We start from the raw sequence: 21,040 nt of genomic DNA, 5'->3' as shown, positions 1-21,040 counted from the left end.
CGCAACCAGCAGTCGATATTCGATGGGCGTCATGTGAACCGCGTTTCCGCCGCGTTCGACAATGCGTAGCTCCAGATCGACGCTCACATCGCCAAAGCACACCTTCGACGCTTCCGATGGGCCTGCACTCGAACGGTTGTGTCTGCGCAGATGCGCCCGAATGCGCGCATTCAATTCGCCGGCGCTGAACGGTTTCGTGAGATAGTCGTCGGCGCCGGCATCGAGCGCGGCCACCTTTTCCTCTTCGCGAGTGCGCGCCGAAAGCACGATCACGGGTACCGACGACCAATCACGCAGTTGCCGGATCACGTCGACCCCGTCCATGTCCGGAAGCCCGAGATCGACGATGACCAGATCGGGGCGCGCAGCCGCCGCCAACGACAATCCGCGTTTTCCGTGTTCCGCATCCAGGACGCGTATTGGCTCGCTGGCCATCGATGCGTGCATGAAGCGGCGGATATGGCTGTCGTCCTCGATCAAAAGGACGGTAATGTTCGGTTCCGACATCAGCTATTGAGTGCGCGTGTGCACATTCGCGTCTAAATGAGCCGAGCCGTTCGGCGCAAGATCGTTGCTGCCGCCAAGCTCGGTGGGGTTAATAGAAGGCTGCGATCGATGCGACGCATCAGCGTCCTCGCCCTGCTCCGCGGCTTCGTCGTCGAAAGGCGGTGCTTCTTCCGCGGGCAACATAAACCAGAATGTCGCCCCACGTACGGTTGCATCGCCAGCGGTTCGGTTCGATGCGCCAATCTTACCGCCATGCGCTTGTGCAATCGCTTGGCAAATCGCGAGGCCCAGGCCGATCCCAGGCTTCGCTGATTCCTTCTCCCCGCGCGTAAACTTCTCGAACACACGGGATTCCATCCCCGGCGGCAATCCCGGCCCGCTGTCCTGCACCTCCACCTTCACATAACGTTGCCCGTCTTCCTCCAAAGTCGAAGCGACAATCACGAGGGGGGAGCCAGCCGGTGTGTACTTCGACGCATTCTCGAAGAGATTTGCGAACAGTCTTTCCACGAGAACCGCATCGAGCTGCACGAGTGGCAGATCGGGCGGTACGCGAGTGTGGATCTGCCGGCCCGCCAGCACCCGCCGGCACGCCGCCAACGCGGAGCCGACGACTTCCTCGATCGACGTCCATTGGCGATTGAGCCGCATGCTGCCTTCCTGCAAGCGCGCCATGTCAAGCAGGTTCGTGACGAGCCCCGTCATGCGCAGTGCCTCGTCGTGGATCGCTTCGGCAAGCTCGTGCGATCGCGCGTCACCGCCATCGGCGCCGGTCGGCGCTTCCGCAAGCATCGACGCGAAACCAACAATGGAGGTGAGCGGTGTGCGCAGATCATGCGAAATCGCCGACAGCAACGAGTTGCGCAAACGTTCGGACTCCATGCTGACGAGCGCATCCTGCGCAATTTCAACGTAGTGGACGCGTTCAAGCGCGAGCGCGATCTGCGATGCGAACGTATCGATCATGCGGCGCTGCTCCGGCACCTGCAGCTCATCCATGCGCGGCAAGACAAGCGCGATCACCCCGCGCGTGCGCATCGGAGCCTTGAGCGGCAGGTAAAACGCCGTTGCCGCAGGCAGCGTATCGGTACCCTGCCCGGCCGGCTTTTGCTGATCGTAGACCCACTGCCCGATGTCAACGTCGAGTTGCGACTCGTCGAGTGTCACGGCCGGATCGGGGTTCTCGACCTTTTGCCGAAGCTTCTCGGTACTATCCGGCAAAAGGATGGCCACGTGAGCTTGAAAAACCTCGGCCACGTGGCGCGTGCTGATTTCGATGATCTGTGCCGTCGTCAGCGCAGCGCCGAGCTCTCGCGTCATGGCGAACATCGCACCGGTACGCCGCTCGCGCAACGTCGCGATACGTGCTTGCCTGCGCAGGCTTGCCGTAAGGTGGCTGATCGTCAGCGAGGTCATCAGCATCACGATGAACGTCAGCAGGTACTCCGTGTCGGAGACCGTCAACGACATGCGCGGCGGTACGAAGAAGAAGTCGAACGACGCGACGCCGACAAACGAGAACAGCACGCCGGGGCCTCGACCAAGTCGCGCCGCCGTGAAAATCGTGCCGAGCAGATACAGCATGATGAGGTTGGCAAGCGAGATGCGGCCGAGCGCCAGACTCGCGACGACCGTGATCGCCGCGCACACCCCCACCGCATAGGCGTAGGACGCCGGCTTCGAACGACGCACCTCTTGACCGACACCCGCGAAACGTGCCGCCGATTCACGCCGCTCGGCTTCATCGCGCACATCTCCCGAGTTCACGAGCGTTACGTCGATGTCGCGTGCCTCATGGATCAAACGCTCGGCCGTTGATCGCCGCAGCCACGTTCGCCAGCCCCACGCGCGCGAGGCGCCCACCACCAGCTTCGACACGTTGCGCATTCGCGCGTACGCGATCAGCGTCTGCGTCGCATCCTCGCCGTGAAGCGTCACCGACTCCGCGCCAAGTTCCGAGGCGAGCTTCAAGGCGTCGAGCGTGCGTTTTCGGATCGCTTCGGGCAATCGCTGCAGTCGCGGTGTCTCGACGTAGACGGCCAACCAGTCCGCTTTGAGGCTGGCGGCAAGCCGCGCACCTGCGCGCACGAGCTTTGTGCTTTCGGTCCCGGCGCCGACGCAGACGATAATGCGATCGCGCGCCTGCCAGATTCGCTCGATCGACTGATCGGCACGATACTCACGCATCTGGGCGTCGACACGATCAGCCGTGCGGCGCAATGCAAGCTCGCGCAGCGCAATCAGATTGCCCTTGCGAAAAAAATTACGAACTGCGTTTTGAGCCTGATGCGGCAGATAGACCTTGCCCTCGCGCAAACGCTCCAGCAGTTCTTCGGCGGGCAGGTCGACGATCGTCACTTCGTCGGCCAAATCGAAAACGCGGTCGGGCACGGTCTCCCAGACGCGAATGCCCGTGATCTGTCCCACCACATCGTTGAGGCTTTCCAGATGCTGAACATTGACCGTCGTATAGACGTCTATCCCGGCATCGAGTAGCTCGTGGACATCCTGCCAGCGCTTCAGGTGCCGCGAGCCTTGCACGTTGGAATGCGCAAGCTCATCGACAAGTAGCAGCTCCGGCTTGCGCGCGAGGGCGGCGTCCAGATCGAATTCGGCAAGAAGATGCCCGCGGTACTCGATCCGTGACAACGGAATAACTTCGAGCCCGTCGAGCAGCTCCAGCGTTTCCTTGCGGCCGTGCGTCTCCACGATGCCGATCGCAACATCGACACCTTCCTCTTTGCGGCGCCGCGCGGCTTGCAGCATCGCAAACGTCTTGCCTACGCCTGCCGAGGCGCCGAAGAAGATCTTGAGTCGCCCCCGGCGCCGTTTTTCTTCCTCACGCTGGATCTTATCGAGCAGCGCGTCGGGGTCCGGTCGTTCCATGGCACGTATTTTCTAGTAATCGAACAAATGGCGCTTTTGGCCGTGCACTGAGGATACGCCTTCTTTCGTCATCAGTGCATTGGCTTCAATTGATCAAGCGCCAGATTCAGCTTGAGGACATTGACACGCGGCTCGCCAAACACGCCAAACTGACGTCCCGAAGTGTTCAGGTCGATCAGATGGTTGACGGCATCGCTTGTCAATCCGCGTGCCTTCGCCACACGCGCCGCCTGATAGGCGGCTGCCGCCGGCGTGATTTCCGGGTCGAGCCCGCTACCCGAGGACGTCACGAGGTCCACGGGCACCGGTGCCGTATTCGTCGGGTCGGCATCGTGCAATGCCGCCAGACGCCCCTTCACTTCGTCGGAGAGAGCCGGGTTCGTCGGGCCCAAATTCGAGCCGCTCGAGTTCTGCGCGTTATACGGGTTCGGCGTCGTGGCGGAGAGCCGGCCCCAGAAGTAAGACGGTGCATCGAACTGTTGACCGATCAGCTCGGAGCCGACCGGCTTGCCGTCCTTCTCGATAAGGCTGCCGTTCGCCTGATGCGGGAAGACGGCCTGACCGATCGCGGTCACGACGACCGGATAGACGATGCCCGTGATCACCGTCATCGCCGCAAACAGCACCAGCACGGGTCGCAAAAGGTTTTTCATGGTCGTTCAGCTATAAAACGTAGGTGTGGGCGAATCGTGTTCGCGTCGCTTTCCTTAAGCCGGACGGATAACAAACGCAGTGATCCGTCCGGCAGTTCTCAGGGCTCGGCTGTCAGAACCAGCCCATCGCATGAAGCCCCATGTCGATCAGCTTGATGAACGGGAACGGCAAGAGGATGCCGCCGAGGCCGTAGATCAGCAGATTACGACGCAGCAACGAGGCCGCACCGAGCGGACGGTACGCGACGCCCTTCAACGCAAGCGGAATCAGGATCACGATGATGAGCGCGTTGAAGATCACTGCCGACAAAATAGCCGAGGCCGGCGACGACAAATGCATGACGTCGAGTGCACGCAGTTGCGGATACGTCGTCGCGAACGCAGCCGGAATGATGGCGAAGTACTTGGCCACATCGTTGGCGATCGAGAACGTCGTGAGCGAGCCGCGCGTCATCAGCATTTGCTTGCCGATTTCGACAATCTCGATCAGCTTCGTCGGGTTCGAGTCGAGATCGACCATGTTGCCCGCTTCCTTCGCGGCTTGCGTGCCCGTATTCATCGCGACCGCCACGTCGGCTTGCGCAAGTGCCGGCGCGTCGTTGGTGCCGTCGCCCGTCATTGCAACGAGCCGGCCCTCGGTCTGGTGCGAGCGGATCATCGCGAGCTTGGCTTCCGGCGTCGCTTCGGCCAGGAAGTCGTCGACACCCGCCTCTGCCGCGATCGCCGCAGCCGTCAGCCGGTTGTCACCCGTGATCATGACCGTCTTGATGCCCATCTTGCGAAGTTCGGCAAAGCGCTCCTTGATGCCGCCCTTCACGATGTCTTTCAATTCGATCACGCCGAGCACACGCGCGCTGCCTTGATCCGAGCCATGCGCGCCAAGCTTCTCGGCCACCACCAGCGGCGTGCTGCCGCGACGAGCCACGTCGTCGACTGCCTTCTGCACGTCCTGCGGGAAACGGCCGCCACTCTCCTCGACGTATCGCCGCACCGCGTCGGCCGCGCCCTTGCGGATTTCGCGATTCGGCAGATCCACACCGCTCATGCGCGTCTGCGCGCTGAAAGCGAGGAATTGAGCGTGCAACGAAGCCATGTCGCGCTCGCGGATGTTGAAGCGCTGCTTCGCGAGCACAACGATGCTTCGGCCTTCAGGCGTTTCGTCGGCGAGCGAAGAAAGCTGAGCCGCATCCGCAAGCACTTCCTCCGTCACACCCGGCGCGGGCACGAACGTGGAAGCCTGGCGATTACCGAGCGTGATCGTGCCCGTCTTGTCGAGCAGCAGCACATCGACGTCGCCAGCCGCTTCGACTGCGCGTCCGGACGTCGCGATCACATTGGCCTGCATCATCCGGCTCATGCCCGCGACACCGATGGCCGACAGCAATCCGCCGATCGTGGTCGGAATCAGACACACGAGCAGCGCGACGAGCGCCGTGATCGTAACGACATGGCCCGCCTTCATCGCGGCTACCGAAAAGATCGAGAACGGCAACAGCGTCGCGGTCGCAAAGAGCAGCACGAGCGTGAGCGCAACGAGCAGAATCGTCAGCGCGACCTCGTTCGGGGTCTTCTGGCGCTTCGCGCCTTCAACCATCGCGATCATCCGGTCGAGAAACGCTTCTCCCGGGTTCACGCTCACGCGCACGACGATCCAGTCAGAGAGCACGCGTGTGCCACCCGTAACAGACGAAAAGTCTCCGCCCGATTCGCGAATCACAGGCGCGGATTCACCCGTGATGGCCGACTCGTCCACCGACGCAACGCCGTCGATCACTTCGCCGTCAGCCGGTATCGTGTCGCCGGCTTCGACGAGCACGACATCGTCCTTACGCAGATCCGTGGAGGTGACGAGAAGGATGGGCGATTTCGGATGCGGCTGATTGAGCTTCTTCGCCATCACATTATGCTTCGCACTCCTAAGCGAAGCAGCCTGTGCCTTGGAGCGCCCTTCAGCAAGCGCTTCGGCAAAGTTGGCAAAAAGCACCGTGAACCACAGCCAGAGCGCAATGGCGAGGATGAATCCCGCCGGCGCCTCGGCCTCACCCATCAGCGCGGCGATCCAGAGAACCGTCGTGAGGATGCTGCCGAGGTACACGCAGAACATCACCGGGTTGCGCAGCTGCGTGCGCGGCCCGAGCTTCTTGAACGAGTCGACGATCGCCGGCTTGACGAGCACCGGGTCGAACATCGAGCGCGCCGCCGTACGAGCCTGCCCCAAATTTTCAGGACGGTGGGCAGGCGTTTGATTGACAGTTGTCATGCTTTCCTCGAAATCAGTGACCCGAGATCATCATCAGATGCTCAACCACGGGGCCGAGCGCAAGCGCCGGCACATACGTGAGGGCGCCAACGAGCACCAGCGTGCCCAGCAGCAAGACCACGAAGAGCGCTCCATGAGTCGGCAGCGTGCCTGCAGTCGCGGCAAGGCGCTTCTTGTTCGCAAGCGAACCGGCAATCGCCAACACCGGCACGATCGTGCCAAAGCGGCCGAACCACATCGCGATGGCGAGCAACACGTTATAGAACGGCGTGTTCACGGAAAGACCGCCAAATGCGCTGCCGTTGTTGTTCGCAGCCGAGCTGAACGCGTACAGGATCTCCGAGAAGCCATGCGGCCCCGGGTTGGCAATGCCCGCGGTACCGAGCGGCGAAAGCACGCCGATCGATGTGCCAACGAGTACGAGGAACGGCGTCAACAAGATCGCGATCGACACCATCTTCATCTCGAACGACTCGATCTTCTTGCCCACATACTCAGGGGTGCGGCCGATCATGAGGCCCGCGACGAACACCGCAAGCAATGCGAATACGAGCATGCCGTACAAGCCCGACCCGACCCCACCGAAGATGACTTCGCCGAGTTGAATCAGCAGCATCGGCACGAAGCCGCCCATCGGCGTCAACGAATCGTGCATGTTGTTCACGGCACCACAAGAGGCGGCAGTCGTCGCAACGGTGAAGATGCCCGATTGCGCAATACCGAAGCGCACTTCCTTGCCTTCCATGTTGCCGCCCGATTGCAGGTCGGACGCGCTCTGGTCGACATGCAACGACGTGAAGACCGGATTGCCCGCCTGCTCGGCCGAGATCTCGCCCCAGCATGCGACTGCGAACGCAATCGTCATCGCCGCAAGCACGGCGTAGCCCTGGCGCTTGTCACCGACCATTCGCCCGAACATCACACACAGGGCCGCCGGGATAAGCAGCATCACCACCAGCTGGATGAAGTTTGCGAGCGGCGTCGGATTCTCGTAAGGGTGCGCGGAGTTCGCATTGAAGAACCCGCCGCCGTTCGTGCCGAGCATCTTGATCGCTTCTTGCGAGGCCACGGGCCCCATCGCGATCGTCTGCTTGTCGACCTTCACGTCCTGCATGACCGGATTGCCCTTTGCATCCTTGACGGCATTGCCCTGAGCGTCGGTCTTCGGGGCTTGATAGGTCGTCACCTGCAACGTCGACACGTCCTGATACGGCTTCAGGTTCTGGATCACACCCTGACCCATGAACAACGCCGCCACGATGATCGAGAGCGGAGCGAGGATGTAAAGCGTGATGCGCGTAAGGTCAACCCAGAAATTGCCGATCGTCTTGGCCGTATGGCGCGCGAAGCCCCGGATCAGCGCAACGACGACGGCAATGCCCGTCGCAGCCGACATGAAGTTTTGCACCGTCAGTCCGACCATCTGCACCAGATAGCCGAGGGTGCTCTCGCCGCCGTAGTCTTGCCAGTTTGTATTCGTCACGAAGCTGACCGCCGTATCGAACGCGGCGTCAGGCGTCATCGGCGAAAAGCCTTGCGGATTGAAAGGCAGCACATTCTGCAAGCGCAGCAGCGCGTACACAGCCAATGCGCCCACCGCGCTGAACAGCATCACGGCCACCGCATAACGCTTCCACGACATCTCCGCTTCTGCGTCGACGCCAGCGATCTTGTACAGCAGATTTTCGATCGGCCGGCCGATGCGCACGAGCACCGACGAGCCATCGAGGACAGCCGTCATGTAACGACCAACCGGGATGGCCAAAGCAATCAGTACGACGATAAAGATCGCCGTCTGAAAAATATCGTTCGTAGTCATTCAAGGTCCTCCGCACGCAGCAACGCGTAAACGAGGTACACGAGCAGAAGAAGGGTCGAGGCTCCGGCGAGCCACATCATCCATGCGATCACGGCCGGCCTCCCGGCGCGCGGGCGCGCAGCTTCTCGCAACCCGCGGCTAATGCGAGGCAGAGTCCGCAAAATGCGACTATGCCCACGATGTAAACCACGTCCATTTTTTATCGTCTCCCGTAGCGGATCAGGACAGAAATAGAGCGTAGACGAGTCGCAGTAAAGGCCACGATAAGACTGGAGGCTGAGGTATAAAAAACGCGTAAAGATGTCGGGTTGGTGGAAAATGAGGCCCCTGTGTCGGTATGTATGTGCCGCGTCAACGGCGCCAAATGGCGACGAAACGATGACAAAGGGCGCAGTAGGTCTGGGATCGCATTCGAGCGGAGGATGGCAATGGAAATGGTAGTCAGGAGCGTCGCGTACCGGGCAGGCAAGCGTTTGAAAGACGTGGTGATCGACGACATCAGTGAAGTGGTTCAAGAACCCGGCACGTTTATATGGGTTGGCCTGTGGCAACCGGATGAACCGCTATTGCGCAAAATGCAGGAGGAATTTCATCTCCATGATCTGGCCATCGAAGATGCGTTGAACGCGCACCAACGGCCAAAGCTCGAGGTCTACGGTGACTCGCTTTTTGTCGTCGTCAAGACCGCGCAGCTCACGGAAGGCGAAGTCCAATACGGCGAGACCCACGTCTTCATCGGTAAGAACTTTCTCGTCACCGTACGGCACGGCGCGTCGACAAGCTACGGGGAAGTCCGCGCGCGCCTCGAATGCAATCCGGCGCTCCTCGGCAAAGGGCCCGCATTTGCGCTCTATTCCGTGCTCGACTTCATCGTCGACCACTATCAGCCGATCATGAGCAGTTATGAAGCGCAGTTCGATCGTATTGAAGCGAACCTCTTCAAGGCTGACTTCAACGAGAAGACGATCGAAGAAACCTATGAGCTCCGGCATCAATTGATGGAGCTTCGCAATGCCGCAGCACCGATCCACGAGATCTGCAATCAGCTCATCCGGTTTCACGAAGAGCTGATTCCCAAGGAATTGCGTGCCTATCTGCGTGATGTTCAGGACCACGCGCAACGCGTCGTGGCGGCAACTGATGACTTGCGCGAAATGCTGACGAACGCCATGCATGTGAACCTCGCGCTCGTCACGGTGCGGCAAAACGAAATCGTCAAGCGGCTCGCCGGATGGGGGGCGATCTTCGCCTTGCCCACGGTCGTCTTCAGTCTCTACGGCATGAACTTCCAGGACATGCCCGAATTGAAGACGTCGTGGGGGTACCCGGCAACATTGGCTGTCACCGTGACAGGTTGCGTCGCGCTCTATCGGAAACTGAAGCGCGAGGCCTGGATCTAATTGTCCAGTAGCGCTGAGCAACTCCTGCGAAATCAGAGCCTTCGCCGATGCGCCGTTTGCTGATGATTGATCTGGCGATTGATTGCCCTTCGCGCATCGCCAATTCGCCAACGCATGCGTCGCGCAGCCGGAAAACGCGGCTGCCACCGCGTGAGAATCGCCCTACCCGCCAGTTCCGCTTGGCACACGGCTATTAGCCGTGCTTTCGCCTCGATTGCGCATATTTTTGCTATGCGCTGCGCCGAGCGGCAAGCTGCAGGCGACATGACCAACGCTATCCGCAGAAAGCATTTGGCGGAATTTTTACAGTTCGTATATGCTGTCGAAAGGCTTTTGTCATAATTCAACAGATCAACGCGTGCTCGTGCGTAGCAGTGCGACCTCAGCGCACGCGGAAATGAGCGAATCGTGGCCTCCCTCGTCGAATGCTCACCATTCGGCAAGCGAGGTGCACAGCGTCTAACGTTGCCAATAGAGTGTCATCGTGAGAGTCCGAGGCCCCTTGGTAAGATGGGATCGCAATCAGCCAGCGAGGTGTCTTCGCGGCGACTGCTCCACTGTTGACGGCAGCAACGGCAGCCCCGCGCTTCGCCGGTTTCTGTCCGTCTTCACGATTCTGTCCCGGCGCTCAGTCCGCCGTCACAACGTCACTTCCGCGCGCGCATTCATCGCCGTCGATACCGACGACGTCGCTTCGCTACTGCCGTAGCGCCTTAGCCGCCCCCCACTCCACGTTCGCCGGCTGCCCGACGCGCTCGCTTGCCTACTCAGGGCAAGACGCTGCGGTTCGTGTTGCGCTTGCCGATGCTGTATCGCCCGTGACGTTCGCAACGACGCGCAGCATCTGGCTCCTTGTCACGCGCGGCACCGTCCGCTGACGGCGGCACACTCACGCTCATTCCGGCGAAAACGCACCGGCGAAGGAGCATCGCCCATTTGCCCGCACAGGCTGTCTTCGTCGACAGCCAGTTTGGCACGGGCAGTGAAGAGGTCCGCGTCCACGCACGCCTGTTCGCGGCAGTACACCCCAAAACAGCGAGGCCGAACATGTACGACATCGACGAATTTCTCAGGACACATCACATCACCGAAATAGAGGCCATCATCCCCGACATGGCCGGCATCGCGCGCGGCAAGATCATTCCGCGAAGCAAATTCGAATCGGGTGAATCGATGCGGCTGCCGCAGGCCGTGATGATTCAAACCGTGGCAGGCGACTATCCCGACGACAGCAGCCTCACCGGCGTTACCGATCCGGACATGGTCTGCGTACCGGATGCGTCGACGATCCGCCTCATTCCGTGGGCCGTCGATCCGACGGCACAGGTCATTCACGATTGCGTCCACTTCGACGGCACGCCCGTCGCGATCTCGCCGCGGCACGTCTTGCGGCGCGTGCTCGGACTGTTTGAGGCGCGGGGCTGGCAGCCCGTGGTCGCACCGGAGCTCGAGTTTTATCTCGTCGACATGAACAAGGACCCCGATTTGCCGTTGCGCCCGCCCGTCGGCCGCACAGGACGTGCGGAGACCGGACGCCAGGCCTACTCGATCGAAGCCGTGAACGAGTTCGATCCGCTTTTCGAGGACATCTACGAGTACTGCGATATTCAGGAGCTCGAGGTCGATACGTTGATTCACGAGGTCGGTGCAGCGCAGATGGAAATCAACTTCCTGCACGGCGATCCGCTGAAGCTCGCCGACCGTGTTTTCCTCTTCAAGCGCACCGTGCGAGAGGCCGCGTTGCGTCATCACATGTATGCGACCTTCATGGCCAAGCCCATGGAAGGCGAGCCCGGCTCGGCAATGCATGTGCATCAAAGCCTCGTTGACAAAGAGACTGGACGCAACCTCTTCGCAGGTCCCAACGGCGAGCCGACCGAGCTCTTTCACAACTATCTCGCCGGGCTTCAGCACTACACGCCCTCACTCATGCCAATCTTCGCGCCCTACATCAATTCTTATCGTCGACTCTCACGCTTCATGGCGGCGCCGATCAACGTGCAATGGGGTTATGACAACCGCACGGTCGGCTTTCGCATTCCCCACTCGCAGCCCGCCGCGCGCCGCATCGAGAACCGGATTCCGGGAGTCGACTGCAATCCCTACCTCGCGATAGCGGCAACGCTCGCTGCCGGCTATCTCGGCATGATCGAGCGCCTCACGCCCACGGAACCGTTCGCAAGCGACGGCTACCGGGTGCCGTATCAACTGCCGCGCAATCTCGAGGAGGGCATGACGCTCATGGCTTCTTGCGAGCCGCTTAGCGACATTCTCGGCCAGCAGTTCGTCAAGGCCTATCTCGTTTTGAAGGAGACCGAGTATGACGCGTTCTTTCGCGTCATCAGTTCATGGGAGCGCAAGCATCTCTTGCTGAATGTCTGAGCGTCACACGTCGTCGTTTCAACCCATGAACGGAGGCACTATGCGCCAAAGCTCGGAAGCAACATCCCATTTGCCACACGGTGAAGCCGGCACTGAGCACGATGCCGCTGCAACGGCCGCCCACCAAAACACAGCCAAGTATCGCGCACTCGACGCGGCCCATCATCTTCACCCTTTTTCCGATATGGGCGCGCTGAACCGCATGGGTAGCCGCGTGATCGTCAAGGCACATGGCGTCTACCTCTGGGACTCCGACGGCAACCGGATCATCGACGGCATGGCGGGGCTATGGTGCGTGAACGTCGGCTACGGACGCCAAGAGCTCGCGGACGCGGCCTACCGGCAACTGATCGAGCTGCCCTACTACAACACGTTCTTCAAGACGACGCATCCGCCCATCATCGCCCTGTCCGAACTGCTCGCGGAGATTGCGCCCGAGCCGTTCAATCGCTTCTTCTATTGCAACAGCGGCTCTGAGGGCAACGACACGGCGCTTCGGATCGTTCATCGTTACTGGGCTACGCAAGGCAAGCCAAAGAAGCGGTACGTGATCGCTCGAAGAAACGGCTATCACGGCTCGACAATTGCCGGCGCGACGCTCGGCGGCATGTCCTATATGCACGAGCAGATGCCTTCGAAAGTTGCACATGTCGTCCATATCGATCAGCCCTACTTTTTCGGGGAGGCTGGCCATGACATCTCATCTGACGCGTTCGGCCTTGAACGCGCGCGACAGCTCGAAACCAGGATTCTCGAGCTTGGCGCTGAAAATGTCGCGGCCTTCATCGGCGAGCCGTTTCAGGGAGCGGGCGGCGTCATTTTCCCTCCATCCACCTACTGGCCCGAAGTCGAACGCATTTGCCGCCAGTACGACGTACTCTTCATCGCCGACGAGGTCATCGGCGGATTCGGGCGCATCGGTGAATGGTTCGCCCATCAGCACTTCGGCGTGACGCCCGATTTAATGACGCTCGCCAAGGGACTGACAAGCGGATATGTGCCGATGGGTGCCGTGGGTGTTCATGACCGCATCGCGCAAGCCATCGTCGACAACGGCGAGTTCAATCACGGCATGACCTATTCGGGACATCCAGTCGCGGCTGCCGTCGCCATCGCAAACCTGACGTTGTTGCGCGACGAAGGGATCGTCGAGCGCGTGAAGCACGATATCGGACCGTACTTCCAGCGCGCCCTGCGCGAGGCGTTCGAGGGGCATCCCATCATCGGGGAGATCGCAGGCGCGGGGCTCGTCGCGGGATTGCAGCTTGCTCGAGAGCCGCGCATGAGGACGCGCTTTGTCGACGGCTCGCAAGTTGGCGCGTTGTGCCGTGACTGCAGCTTCAACGCGAATCTGATCATGCGCGCGAGCGGCGACCGGATGCTGCTTTCGCCGCCGCTCGTCATCACGAAACAGGAAGTCGACGAACTCATTGGGAAGGCGAAGGCGGCCATCGATGCGACGGCGCAGCACGTAGGGGCGCTGTGAACGAGACGCACGCTTAGCCGCTTGCCAGAACCGATCAAGAGGCCGGGGCACGGCCCAGCGCAGCAGAAAATCCCCCGCCCCGAAGGAAGTCCCCTTGGGGGATTGGGAATTGCGGGATTGGGGGAAAAGCCAACGTTCCAGACCGGAGTCCGATTGACGATGAAACAATTTTCCGAACAATCGCACGTCGACTCCTATTACGCTGCCACAGCCAACAAACCGCTTCATCGCCAATCGCTCGACACCTCGCTGAATGTCGACGTCTGCGTGGTTGGCGCGGGGATGACGGGCGTATGTGCGGCGCTCGAGCTCGCCGAACGCGGGCTGAGCGTGGCGGTCCTCGAGGCATCGAAGGTGGGCTGGGCCGCAAGCGGTCGCAATGGCGGACAGTTGATCGGCGGTTTTGCCTGCGAAGTGCAAACGCTGCGCCGGCAGCTCGGGGACGCCGACGCCAAGCGTGCCTTGACGATGGGCCAGGAAGCGCTCGGGATGGTGAAGTCGCGTATCGCGAGGCATAGCATCGAGTGTGACTTCACGCCAGGGCACATCACGGCCGCAAACAAGCCGCATCACGTCGACGCCCTGCGCCGCTGGCATGACGATGCGGCGATGCACTTCGGCCATACGCGTCTTCGCTACGTGGAGCAGGCGGACATGCCCCACTACGTGCAATCATCGCGCTACCTTGGCGGTCTCTATGATCCTGATGGCGGCCATCTGCATCCGCTCAATTACACGCTCGGGCTCGCGCGCGTGGCCGTTGCGTCCGGCGTGCAGATCTTCGAAGACAGCTGCGTGACGGCCATCGTGAAACAAGACGGCAAGCAGATCGTGCGAACTGGCAAGGGCAGCGTGCGCGCGTCATTCGTCGTGCTGGCCTGCAACGTCTATATCGGCGCACTGGCACCGACACTCGCCCGAAAAATCATGCCCGTGGGGACTTATCTGATTGCCACCGAGCCGCTCGGCGAGGCGCGTGCGCATGCGCTGATGCCAGCCCGCGCCGCGGTCTGCGACAGCCGCTTCGTACTCGACTATTTTCGCCCGCTGCCGGATGGGAGATTGCTCTGGGGTGGCAAGGTCAGCTACTCGACATTTGCGCCGCGCAACCTGGCCAACGCGATGCGCCGCGATATGCTGAGGACGTTTCCGCAGCTCGCCGATGCGAAGATCGATTACGCATGGGGAGGCTTCGTCGATATCACGATGAACCGAGCGCCGCATTTCGGCCGTCTTTCGTCGACCGTGTTTTTTGCTCAGGGGTTCTCAGGGCACGGCATCAACACCACAGCGCTCGCCGGCACGCTCATCGCCGAGGCAATCGCCGGTCAAGCTGGGCGGTTCGATGTGTTCGCGCGCATCGCGCATCGCGATTTTCCAGGCGGGACGCTGCTGCGCACGCCCGCCCTCGTACTCGCGATGGCCTGGTATCGGTTGAAGGACAAGCTTTGAAGCGGCATGTGCGGATCGGCACGATCGGGCTTCACGAAAGCACTGCCGGCTGATCAGGCCGAGTCGGCCGTAAAGGCGGGCCAGCGTTGTGACGCGATGAGCTTGGCCGTTCTGCGCTCGGCGTCCCACCAAATGACACGCAGCAGCGGTGCGCATTGCGCAATAAAAATGGCCTGCACAGGATCGCTTTCCACGAAGTGCGTGCAGCCGAGCCGCACAGCAGCCTGCGCCTTATGCGCTGCAACCGATTCAGGGCTATCGTCGTGCCTCGCCGGGTCGCGCATGACGAGGCGCGGATTGGCGTAGCCATGGAGGCTCAGCCATGCGGCCGTGCGTACGCGATCCGTCTCCGGCCGGCCGGTGATGATCGCTTTCGTGCGCTGCCATTCGATGTGGGGCAGATGTTCGTAGGGCAGGAGTTCGTCGCGCTCCTGAAGTGCGCAGGCCAGGTCGACTGCATAGCGGTGTGGCGGGAGGTCGGGCAGCAAAATGCCGTCGAGGTCGATCGCGTAGGCGTCGAACTCATGGTCCTCGCCGATCGAGCCTGCGGCCCCCGCCTCGGTGCGCTGCCAGCGCGCCCGGTAAGCGTCCGTGTAGGCATGGCGCTCCCAGGGCACTAACGGGAAATAGCCACGAGCGTCCATCCCGTAGTCCGGACGTATGCGGCTCAGGTCGTCGAAGGCCACGGTCATCGTTTTGACGACGAGCCCTTGCGCGCGCACGAAATCGATGCAATCGGCGAACGTGTGGCCGACACCGGCGATGTCCTCACAGAGCAACACTTTGCTGCCGGGCGGGGGAAGCTGAATCGACGAATGCCAAGACACGGTGCGTGTCGCGCGCTCGTAACGCAGAAATGCGGGAGGCACGCCCGCAGCATGCGAAACCATCAGCGCAAGCGGTGCGCCACCGCGCAAAATGCCGATCGCGCAGGCAAAGGCCTCAAGCGCAAGCGTGGGCTGGAGCGAGGCAATCCATTGATCGATTTGCTCGTAGGTAATCGGCAGTACCGGCTTGTCCATGTCGCAAGCGGATTCGAAATGCGGAGAGGCGACAGTCTAGCGCAGCACGCCCGTTGACAGCGTCAAGCCGCTCGAGCACAACGAACGAGCGAGAAGCAAGGGCGATAGCGCAAACGAAGAGGCCGCGAAGCAGAAAACCTATTGTTCGCCGGCTTACTAAGGCGGCGCCTCTGTGCGCCGCAACGAACAGAGGCCCGTGCTGCCGACTCGTCAGCGATAGCCGACAATTGCATGGGCCGACATCGTCGCACAAGGATGCATGATGCCGGGGAGCCGGCGTGCGGCGGTTCAGACTAGCGGATAAACCGGTAAAAGAACAGCGCCGTGCTGCCGGCAAAGAGACCCACTACCGCCAACCCCATGGCCATTGCCAAATCCATGCATCCCCCAATGAAAATGCGCACCCGGCACGCGCAAACCGACAACCGGGCAAAGGCGCATTATCAACAAAATTGAACCGCAGTCAAAAACGAAGATGGCGTAAATTGACGTAACCGAGGGTTTGTCCTTAGCCGAAGCCAGTGCACAATCCGGTCTTTCGGCCCTCACCAGCGCATTCGGGTAACCGTCGACATGACACTCTTCCAACAACACGAGATCGTAGAACTGGCGCAGGGCGACGCCCTTTTGCGCGCCGCGCCTCAATTCGGTGGACGCCTGCTTTCGTGGAGCATCGGCAACAAACCCGTGATCCATTGGCCCGACGATGCCGATTGGGGCCGCCTCGCGCGAGTGCGCGGCGGCAATCCGCTGCTGTTTCCTTTCCTGGGGCGTCACCGCGTCGACGGCCGGCTCGGCGAGTGGCGCGACAGCGCGGGCGTAGTCCGCGCGTTGCCTGTGCATGGCTTCGCGCGCGACCTTCCGTTTGAGGCATCGATCGACCCCGACGGCCACGGCATTCGTATGGTGCTCGTCGACAATGAAATGACGCGTGAGCCCTACCCGTTCAGCTTTCGCTTCGAGGCGGCGTACCGGCTCGCCGATGCGCATACGCTCGACGTCACGCTAACAACGACCAACACTGGCGACGCGCCGATGCCCTCGATGCCTTATTACGCCGGCCATCATTTCTACTTCGCGTTGCCTCACTCGTTACGCGCGAACACGACGCTCGAGCTGCCGCCCACCGACCGCCACCACCAGTTGGAAGACGGCTCGATCAGTTCCCCGGAGGCAGGCGAGCGGCGCTACACGCTCGATGACACGCGCATCCACGATCGCTTTCATTGCCTTCACGGCGTTCCCAACGAACCCGTTCGCATCCTTTGTCCGTCGCAGGGCATGCGTATCGAGATTGACCTGAACCGGCCCGGCTCGACACCGTGGTACGCCGTGACGACTTGGACAGAAACCGACACGTCCGACTTTTACTGCGTAGAGCCGTGGCTTGGCCTGCCCGACGCGATTCACAACGGTCGCGGTCTGCGCTGGCTGGCACCGGGCAATAGCGAGACGGCCGCCTTGCGCATGACGGTCGCCTTAGCGACTGGGCGCTAGACGCCCTCCGGGGTCAAACAGTTCAGCGCGGCATGGACGGATCGTTTTACAGCTTTGACCGCGGCCGTGGTCTCACCCGCTAAAATCTGACGTTTGCGCCATCCGTGGCAAGTAGCTCGTGTTGTTTTCGCGGTCGCGCCGCATTCAGGCGCTTCGGGCGTCGAATCGAAGTCGAAGTTCAAGCGAGGGTCAATGCTGAAACGAACAATCATGCGGCTTGCCTGCCTGCCGCTCGCGGCGGTGATCGCCGCATGCGGCACGACGAGTGTCGCCCCGGGGTACTACCGCGTCGAGCGAGGCGATACGGTGATTAGAATTGCACGTATGCAAGGCCAATCGGTGCAGAACATCGTCCGATGGAACAACCTGACCAATCCCGACGCAATCGAAACAGGCCAGGTTCTGCGTGTCGTACCGCCAGCAGGCGTCGCCGCAACGGCTAGGCAGGAGGCGCGCCCGCCGGCCGAGCAAGCGCCGCGCGGTGGGCCAGCAAACGGCAAGACAGTCAGCAAGACGCCCGACAACACAGCGAGCCGCGACCGTGACGCAGCGCGCGCAGCGCTGGGACCACCGCCCGCCGCCCCCGCCAACGGCATCAAGCTCGTCTGGCCCGCCAAAGGCACGACTGTGCGCGGCTTTGACGGCGGTAACTCGAAAGGCATCGACATCGCCAATGCGATTGGCACGCCTGTCGTAGCAGCGGCGGCGGGCACCGTCGTCTATGCGGGAGATGGCTTACGCGGCTACGGCAACTTGCTGATCATCAAACACAACACCGACTTTCTCACTGCCTACGCACACAACCGCCGACTGCTCGTGAAGGAAGGCCAAAACGTGGCGCAGGGACAGCCGATTGCCGAAATGGGCGATACCGACAATGACCGCGTTGCCTTGCACTTTGAGCTACGCTACAAGGGCCGCTCGATCGATCCCGCGCGTTACCTGCCGCGAGGTTGAAAGCGCGTTGGTCAGGTGCCCTGACCTTCTCGATTGCACACGAGAACGCCCAAAAACAATTAGCAGTTCCAAAAAAAAAGCCCGGCGAAGCCGGGCTAACGGGGGTTCGGCGCATTAAGGCAAAGGACCGGTTCGCCTCGCGCCGATTAGCAATCTAACTGCTTTACATCGGCCAAACAATCAACAAATTGCCACTTCGAACCCAATTGTCCGGGAAGAGCGAAGGAATGTCAGAACCGTCAGAATGCATCGACAATTAAACTGAAAGATTATCACCACCACCTTCTCTCGCCATTACTTCTGTCTGTTGGGCTGACAACGCAAGCCACCCAAGCCTTTACCCAGAATATCCTCTAACAACATCGATTTAATCTTATTAATTTATATTTCGTAACGCAGTGTTTGAATCGACAGCTCACAATTGTCGGGACATTTTCCCGCAAGAGACGCCGGATGCGGACTCGAACCGATCGTTATGAAGCGTTCGTGCGTTGTTTTGCATGGTGAGTTCCAGTCCGCAGCAACGAGGACGTCAGTTTCAGCACAGAGAGGAAAGATGCAGTTTCGCTGCGGGCTGCGGTGGCCTCGCCTTATGCCATCCGCCGCAGCACGCCGTCACGCAGCATAAAGTGGTGATAAAGGGCGGCCGCCACGTGCACGCCGACGAGCCCCAGAATTCCCCATGCGAAAATCTGATGGATATCGCCCATCGCGTGACCGAGCCGGGACCCTGCCGCCGACAGCGGCGGCAGCGGGATGACGCCGAAAAGGGTTACCGTCCAGTCGCGCGACGACGCGTTCGCCCATCCCATGAGCGGCTGCACGATCAGCAACAGGTAAAGGATGCCATGCGTAAAGCGGGCCGCCTGACGCGTGAACGCTGTCCCGTCGACCACGTCGGGCTCGCGACGCAAGAGGCGCCAAACCAGGCGCACGATCATGACTGCAATGATCGCAGTACCAAACTGGAGATGCCATTGAATGAGGCCCACCGGCTGCGTGCCGCGATGAATGTCGGGCATCGTCCATGCGATCGCATATTGCGCGATCAGCAGCACGACGATGAGCCAGTGCATAAGACGGGCCAAGAGATCGTATTTCGGAGCAGCGGTTTTACTCATCATGGTCGCCCTTCCAAATCGGTCGATAGTCGCGCTTGAATTCTAACGCGTAGCGGCTCCATTTATCAGACAAAACATGGCAAAGCATCTGGCATACGGCAGCCTAGCATTGCTTAGCGATCGGTTATAGTGACGGCCGCTCACAACCCCGACCCAACCCCGATGAACACCGACAGCAGCCGCCCCGGCGCCGGCGAACAAAGCCCTCTCTATGCCAAGTTACTTGGCGAGACCGCAAAAATCGGCTGGGCCGAACTTGAGCGTTTCTTTGCGCGCGGCATATTGCTGCGCGTGGCGCGCGATCTCGATCTCGTCAGTGTTGCTGAAGCCATTGCAGCCGATGACACGCAGCAGGTCGCTCAGTGGGTCGCGGCGGGCTTGGTCGAACGCGTGCAAAGTGAAACTGCGGCGGACTTCGCCGCCCGCGATCCCGAGCTGTGGGCCGTCGTCGTTTCGCCCTGGGTGTGCGTACAAGAGCGCGGCTAGCCGCGCGCTCGTCTTTCGCTATTGCGAGGACGCTCCCGATGCCGGGCTAGCCGTGTCGAGCATTGACGGCGGCCGTGTATCGGTCGGCACACCGTGATAGTCAGGAGGATCGTGAGGCGGATGCCGATGCTCGATGACTTGGTCCCCGCAGCCGGCGGCCAATAGACAAAATGCGGCCGCTGCCGCCCACGTGAATCTTTCCATGGCGATCCCTTTAAAAGAGGAAGCGGGAGTCTAATGGAAGAGCGGTGCCAGATGCTGGTACGACCGCATACGCACGGCAGTGCTCGCACCCATTCGCGTGTTGCACGCGTGCACTCTCTCCTTCACGCTGAGTGTCCTAATATGTGCTCGTATGCGCTGGTCTCTCGCAATGGCGCAAGGAGAGAGTTGCCATGGACGCTGAATCGATCGCCGATCTCGTCGGACTCGGGGTCGGCCTGCTCGTGCTGCTCGGCCTGACGATCGTTCAGTGGCGGTCTTACAAACGCGAACACGGCGAAGGCTTCATCCACCAGTGGCTCGCGGACCGTCACATCCTTGACTGGCACCACCGGCCGAAACACTGACGCGGCCCCGATCGTCCAATCCGCCTATCCCGAAAAAGACTTCTTCCGCGGTGCGGACGTCCTTCGGGGAGGCGATTTCCTTCGGAGCGCAGCGCTCGCTCTTCACATCATTGTGCGCCGCAGGCCCGCCGCCACAATGATGCCGCTCAGCGCCCTGCGGACGCCGCGTTACCCTTCCTCGCCCGGAAGGACGAGGAGGTTTGTCGCGCAACCCGATCAATCACTGATCGTGTCCCGGCCCAGAAGAATGGGCCGATTTGCCCTGTGTGTGTGTCGCCGTAACCGCATAACCACATCGGTCAGGCCACGGCGTAGGCTGCGAGAAACCGCCGCAAAATTCCCGACGAATACGTGCCGGCGATATCAGTCAGGAACGAAGCGAAAGACATGTGCGCATGGTCATCTGCCGTGTCCGAGATGGTCCGCACGACAGCGCAAGGCACGTCGTGCTCGTAACACACCTGAGCAATCGCCGCGCCCTCCATTTCCACAGCAAGCGCATCGGGCAGGGCTTCGGCGAGCGCCGCCACCTCCACAGCACTG

The 21,040-nt window shown here is 61.1% G+C and carries 17 protein-coding genes and 1 pseudogene; 9 read left to right on the top strand and 9 right to left on the bottom strand.

All coding sequences use genetic code 11. From position 1 onward, the window contains the following. From VL598_RS03985 to kdpF, 6 genes are all read right to left on the bottom strand, one after another. Nucleotides 1-507: response regulator (locus VL598_RS03985; protein ID WP_325325401.1), on the bottom strand; the 507-nt coding region annotated here is incomplete at its 3' end. Between the two features lie 3 nt (nucleotides 508-510). Next, a complete protein-coding gene (locus VL598_RS03980) occupies nucleotides 511-3,393 on the bottom strand; it encodes a sensor histidine kinase KdpD (protein ID WP_325325400.1) in 2,883 nt (960 codons plus the stop codon). Nucleotides 3,394-3,464: 71 nt separating this feature from the next. Then, complete coding sequence (gene kdpC / locus VL598_RS03975) at nucleotides 3,465-4,046, bottom strand: potassium-transporting ATPase subunit KdpC (protein ID WP_325325399.1); 582 nt, start codon at nucleotides 4,044-4,046, stop codon at nucleotides 3,465-3,467. Nucleotides 4,047-4,158: 112 nt separating this feature from the next. After that, entirely contained in the window at nucleotides 4,159-6,306 is a 2,148-nt protein-coding gene (gene kdpB / locus VL598_RS03970) for a potassium-transporting ATPase subunit KdpB (protein WP_325325398.1), read from the bottom strand. 13 nt (nucleotides 6,307-6,319) lie between these two features. Beyond that, complete coding sequence (gene kdpA / locus VL598_RS03965; RefSeq protein WP_325325397.1) at nucleotides 6,320-8,125, bottom strand: potassium-transporting ATPase subunit KdpA; 1,806 nt, start codon at nucleotides 8,123-8,125, stop codon at nucleotides 6,320-6,322. Further along, entirely contained in the window at nucleotides 8,122-8,214 is a 93-nt protein-coding gene (kdpF, locus tag VL598_RS03960; protein ID WP_325325403.1) for a K(+)-transporting ATPase subunit F, read from the bottom strand. Before kdpF ends, kdpA begins: the two co-directional genes overlap by 4 nt. Nucleotides 8,215-8,553: 339 nt before the next feature. On the opposite strand from kdpF, the gene corA reads away from it, so the two are divergent. The 5 genes from corA (at nucleotide 8,554) to VL598_RS03935 (ending at nucleotide 14,845) form a co-directional block, all read left to right on the top strand. After that, nucleotides 8,554-9,525 (top strand): magnesium/cobalt transporter CorA, encoded by a 972-nt coding sequence (corA, locus tag VL598_RS03955; protein WP_325325396.1) that lies wholly within the window; start codon nucleotides 8,554-8,556, stop codon nucleotides 9,523-9,525. A 484-nt stretch (nucleotides 9,526-10,009) separates the two neighbouring features. After that, nucleotides 10,010-10,234: a hypothetical protein gene (locus VL598_RS03950; RefSeq protein ID WP_325325395.1), complete on the top strand. Its 225-nt coding sequence runs from the start codon at nucleotides 10,010-10,012 to the stop codon at nucleotides 10,232-10,234. A gap of 338 nt (nucleotides 10,235-10,572) precedes the next feature. After that, nucleotides 10,573-11,907 carry a glutamine synthetase family protein gene (locus VL598_RS03945; protein WP_325325394.1) on the top strand — a complete coding sequence of 445 codons (1,335 nt, stop codon included), beginning with the start codon at nucleotides 10,573-10,575 and terminating at the stop codon, nucleotides 11,905-11,907. A gap of 40 nt (nucleotides 11,908-11,947) precedes the next feature. Further along, nucleotides 11,948-13,393, top strand: a complete 1,446-nt coding sequence (locus VL598_RS03940; protein ID WP_325325393.1) for an aspartate aminotransferase family protein — start codon at nucleotides 11,948-11,950, stop codon at nucleotides 13,391-13,393. 159 nt (nucleotides 13,394-13,552) lie between these two features. Then, nucleotides 13,553-14,845 carry an FAD-binding oxidoreductase gene (locus VL598_RS03935; protein WP_325325392.1) on the top strand — a complete coding sequence of 431 codons (1,293 nt, stop codon included), beginning with the start codon at nucleotides 13,553-13,555 and terminating at the stop codon, nucleotides 14,843-14,845. A gap of 53 nt (nucleotides 14,846-14,898) precedes the next feature. Here VL598_RS03935 and VL598_RS03930 read toward each other — a convergent pair whose 3' ends face one another. Further along, entirely contained in the window at nucleotides 14,899-15,867 is a 969-nt protein-coding gene (locus VL598_RS03930; RefSeq protein WP_325325391.1) for a phosphoribosyltransferase, read from the bottom strand. Between the two features lie 573 nt (nucleotides 15,868-16,440). Between VL598_RS03930 and VL598_RS03925 the strand changes: the two genes are divergently transcribed. Both VL598_RS03925 and VL598_RS03920 read left to right on the top strand, forming a co-directional pair. Next, on the top strand, nucleotides 16,441-17,364 hold the full coding sequence (locus VL598_RS03925; protein WP_325325390.1) for an aldose epimerase: 924 nt from the start codon (nucleotides 16,441-16,443) through the stop codon (nucleotides 17,362-17,364). 192 nt (nucleotides 17,365-17,556) lie between these two features. Next, nucleotides 17,557-18,321 carry a peptidoglycan DD-metalloendopeptidase family protein gene (locus tag VL598_RS03920; RefSeq protein ID WP_325325389.1) on the top strand — a complete coding sequence of 255 codons (765 nt, stop codon included), beginning with the start codon at nucleotides 17,557-17,559 and terminating at the stop codon, nucleotides 18,319-18,321. 590 nt (nucleotides 18,322-18,911) lie between these two features. Here VL598_RS03920 and VL598_RS03915 read toward each other — a convergent pair. Beyond that, nucleotides 18,912-19,442 (bottom strand): cytochrome b, encoded by a 531-nt coding sequence (locus VL598_RS03915; RefSeq protein ID WP_325325402.1) that lies wholly within the window; start codon nucleotides 19,440-19,442, stop codon nucleotides 18,912-18,914. A gap of 162 nt (nucleotides 19,443-19,604) precedes the next feature. Here VL598_RS03915 and VL598_RS03910 point away from each other — a divergent pair, with 162 nt between their 5' ends. Together VL598_RS03910 and VL598_RS03900 are read left to right on the top strand one after the other, a co-directional pair. Next, nucleotides 19,605-19,928 (top strand): DUF2288 domain-containing protein, encoded by a 324-nt coding sequence (locus VL598_RS03910; protein WP_325325388.1) that lies wholly within the window; start codon nucleotides 19,605-19,607, stop codon nucleotides 19,926-19,928. 395 nt (nucleotides 19,929-20,323) lie between these two features. Next, nucleotides 20,324-20,497, top strand: a complete 174-nt coding sequence (locus tag VL598_RS03900) for a hypothetical protein (RefSeq protein WP_325325386.1) — start codon at nucleotides 20,324-20,326, stop codon at nucleotides 20,495-20,497. A gap of 299 nt (nucleotides 20,498-20,796) precedes the next feature. Here the strand turns inward: VL598_RS03900 and VL598_RS03895 are convergent. Beyond that, nucleotides 20,797-21,040: pseudogene (locus VL598_RS03895) on the bottom strand (5'-methylthioadenosine/adenosylhomocysteine nucleosidase); the annotation flags it as partial.

The organism is Trinickia sp. (assembly GCF_035492435.1).
Taxonomy (GTDB): Bacteria; Pseudomonadota; Gammaproteobacteria; order Burkholderiales; family Burkholderiaceae; genus Trinickia.
This window is presented reverse-complemented; position numbering and strand designations above follow the sequence as displayed.

Coding starts and splice junctions, on each gene's coding strand:
- VL598_RS03920 (WP_325325389.1), top strand. CDS start 17,557: ATGCTGAAACGAACAATCATGCGGCTTGCCTGCCTGCCGCTCGCGGCG.
- VL598_RS03915 (WP_325325402.1), bottom strand. CDS start 19,442: ATGAGTAAAACCGCTGCTCCGAAATACGATCTCTTGGCCCGTCTTATG.
- VL598_RS03900 (WP_325325386.1), top strand. CDS start 20,324: ATGGACGCTGAATCGATCGCCGATCTCGTCGGACTCGGGGTCGGCCTG.
- kdpA (WP_325325397.1), bottom strand. CDS start 8,125: ATGACTACGAACGATATTTTTCAGACGGCGATCTTTATCGTCGTACTG.
- VL598_RS03910 (WP_325325388.1), top strand. CDS start 19,605: ATGAACACCGACAGCAGCCGCCCCGGCGCCGGCGAACAAAGCCCTCTC.
- VL598_RS03940 (WP_325325393.1), top strand. CDS start 11,948: ATGCGCCAAAGCTCGGAAGCAACATCCCATTTGCCACACGGTGAAGCC.
- VL598_RS03945 (WP_325325394.1), top strand. CDS start 10,573: ATGTACGACATCGACGAATTTCTCAGGACACATCACATCACCGAAATA.
- VL598_RS03980 (WP_325325400.1), bottom strand. CDS start 3,393: ATGGAACGACCGGACCCCGACGCGCTGCTCGATAAGATCCAGCGTGAG.
- kdpC (WP_325325399.1), bottom strand. CDS start 4,046: ATGAAAAACCTTTTGCGACCCGTGCTGGTGCTGTTTGCGGCGATGACG.
- corA (WP_325325396.1), top strand. CDS start 8,554: ATGGAAATGGTAGTCAGGAGCGTCGCGTACCGGGCAGGCAAGCGTTTG.
- VL598_RS03930 (WP_325325391.1), bottom strand. CDS start 15,867: ATGGACAAGCCGGTACTGCCGATTACCTACGAGCAAATCGATCAATGG.
- VL598_RS03925 (WP_325325390.1), top strand. CDS start 16,441: ATGACACTCTTCCAACAACACGAGATCGTAGAACTGGCGCAGGGCGAC.
- kdpB (WP_325325398.1), bottom strand. CDS start 6,306: ATGACAACTGTCAATCAAACGCCTGCCCACCGTCCTGAAAATTTGGGG.
- VL598_RS03935 (WP_325325392.1), top strand. CDS start 13,553: ATGAAACAATTTTCCGAACAATCGCACGTCGACTCCTATTACGCTGCC.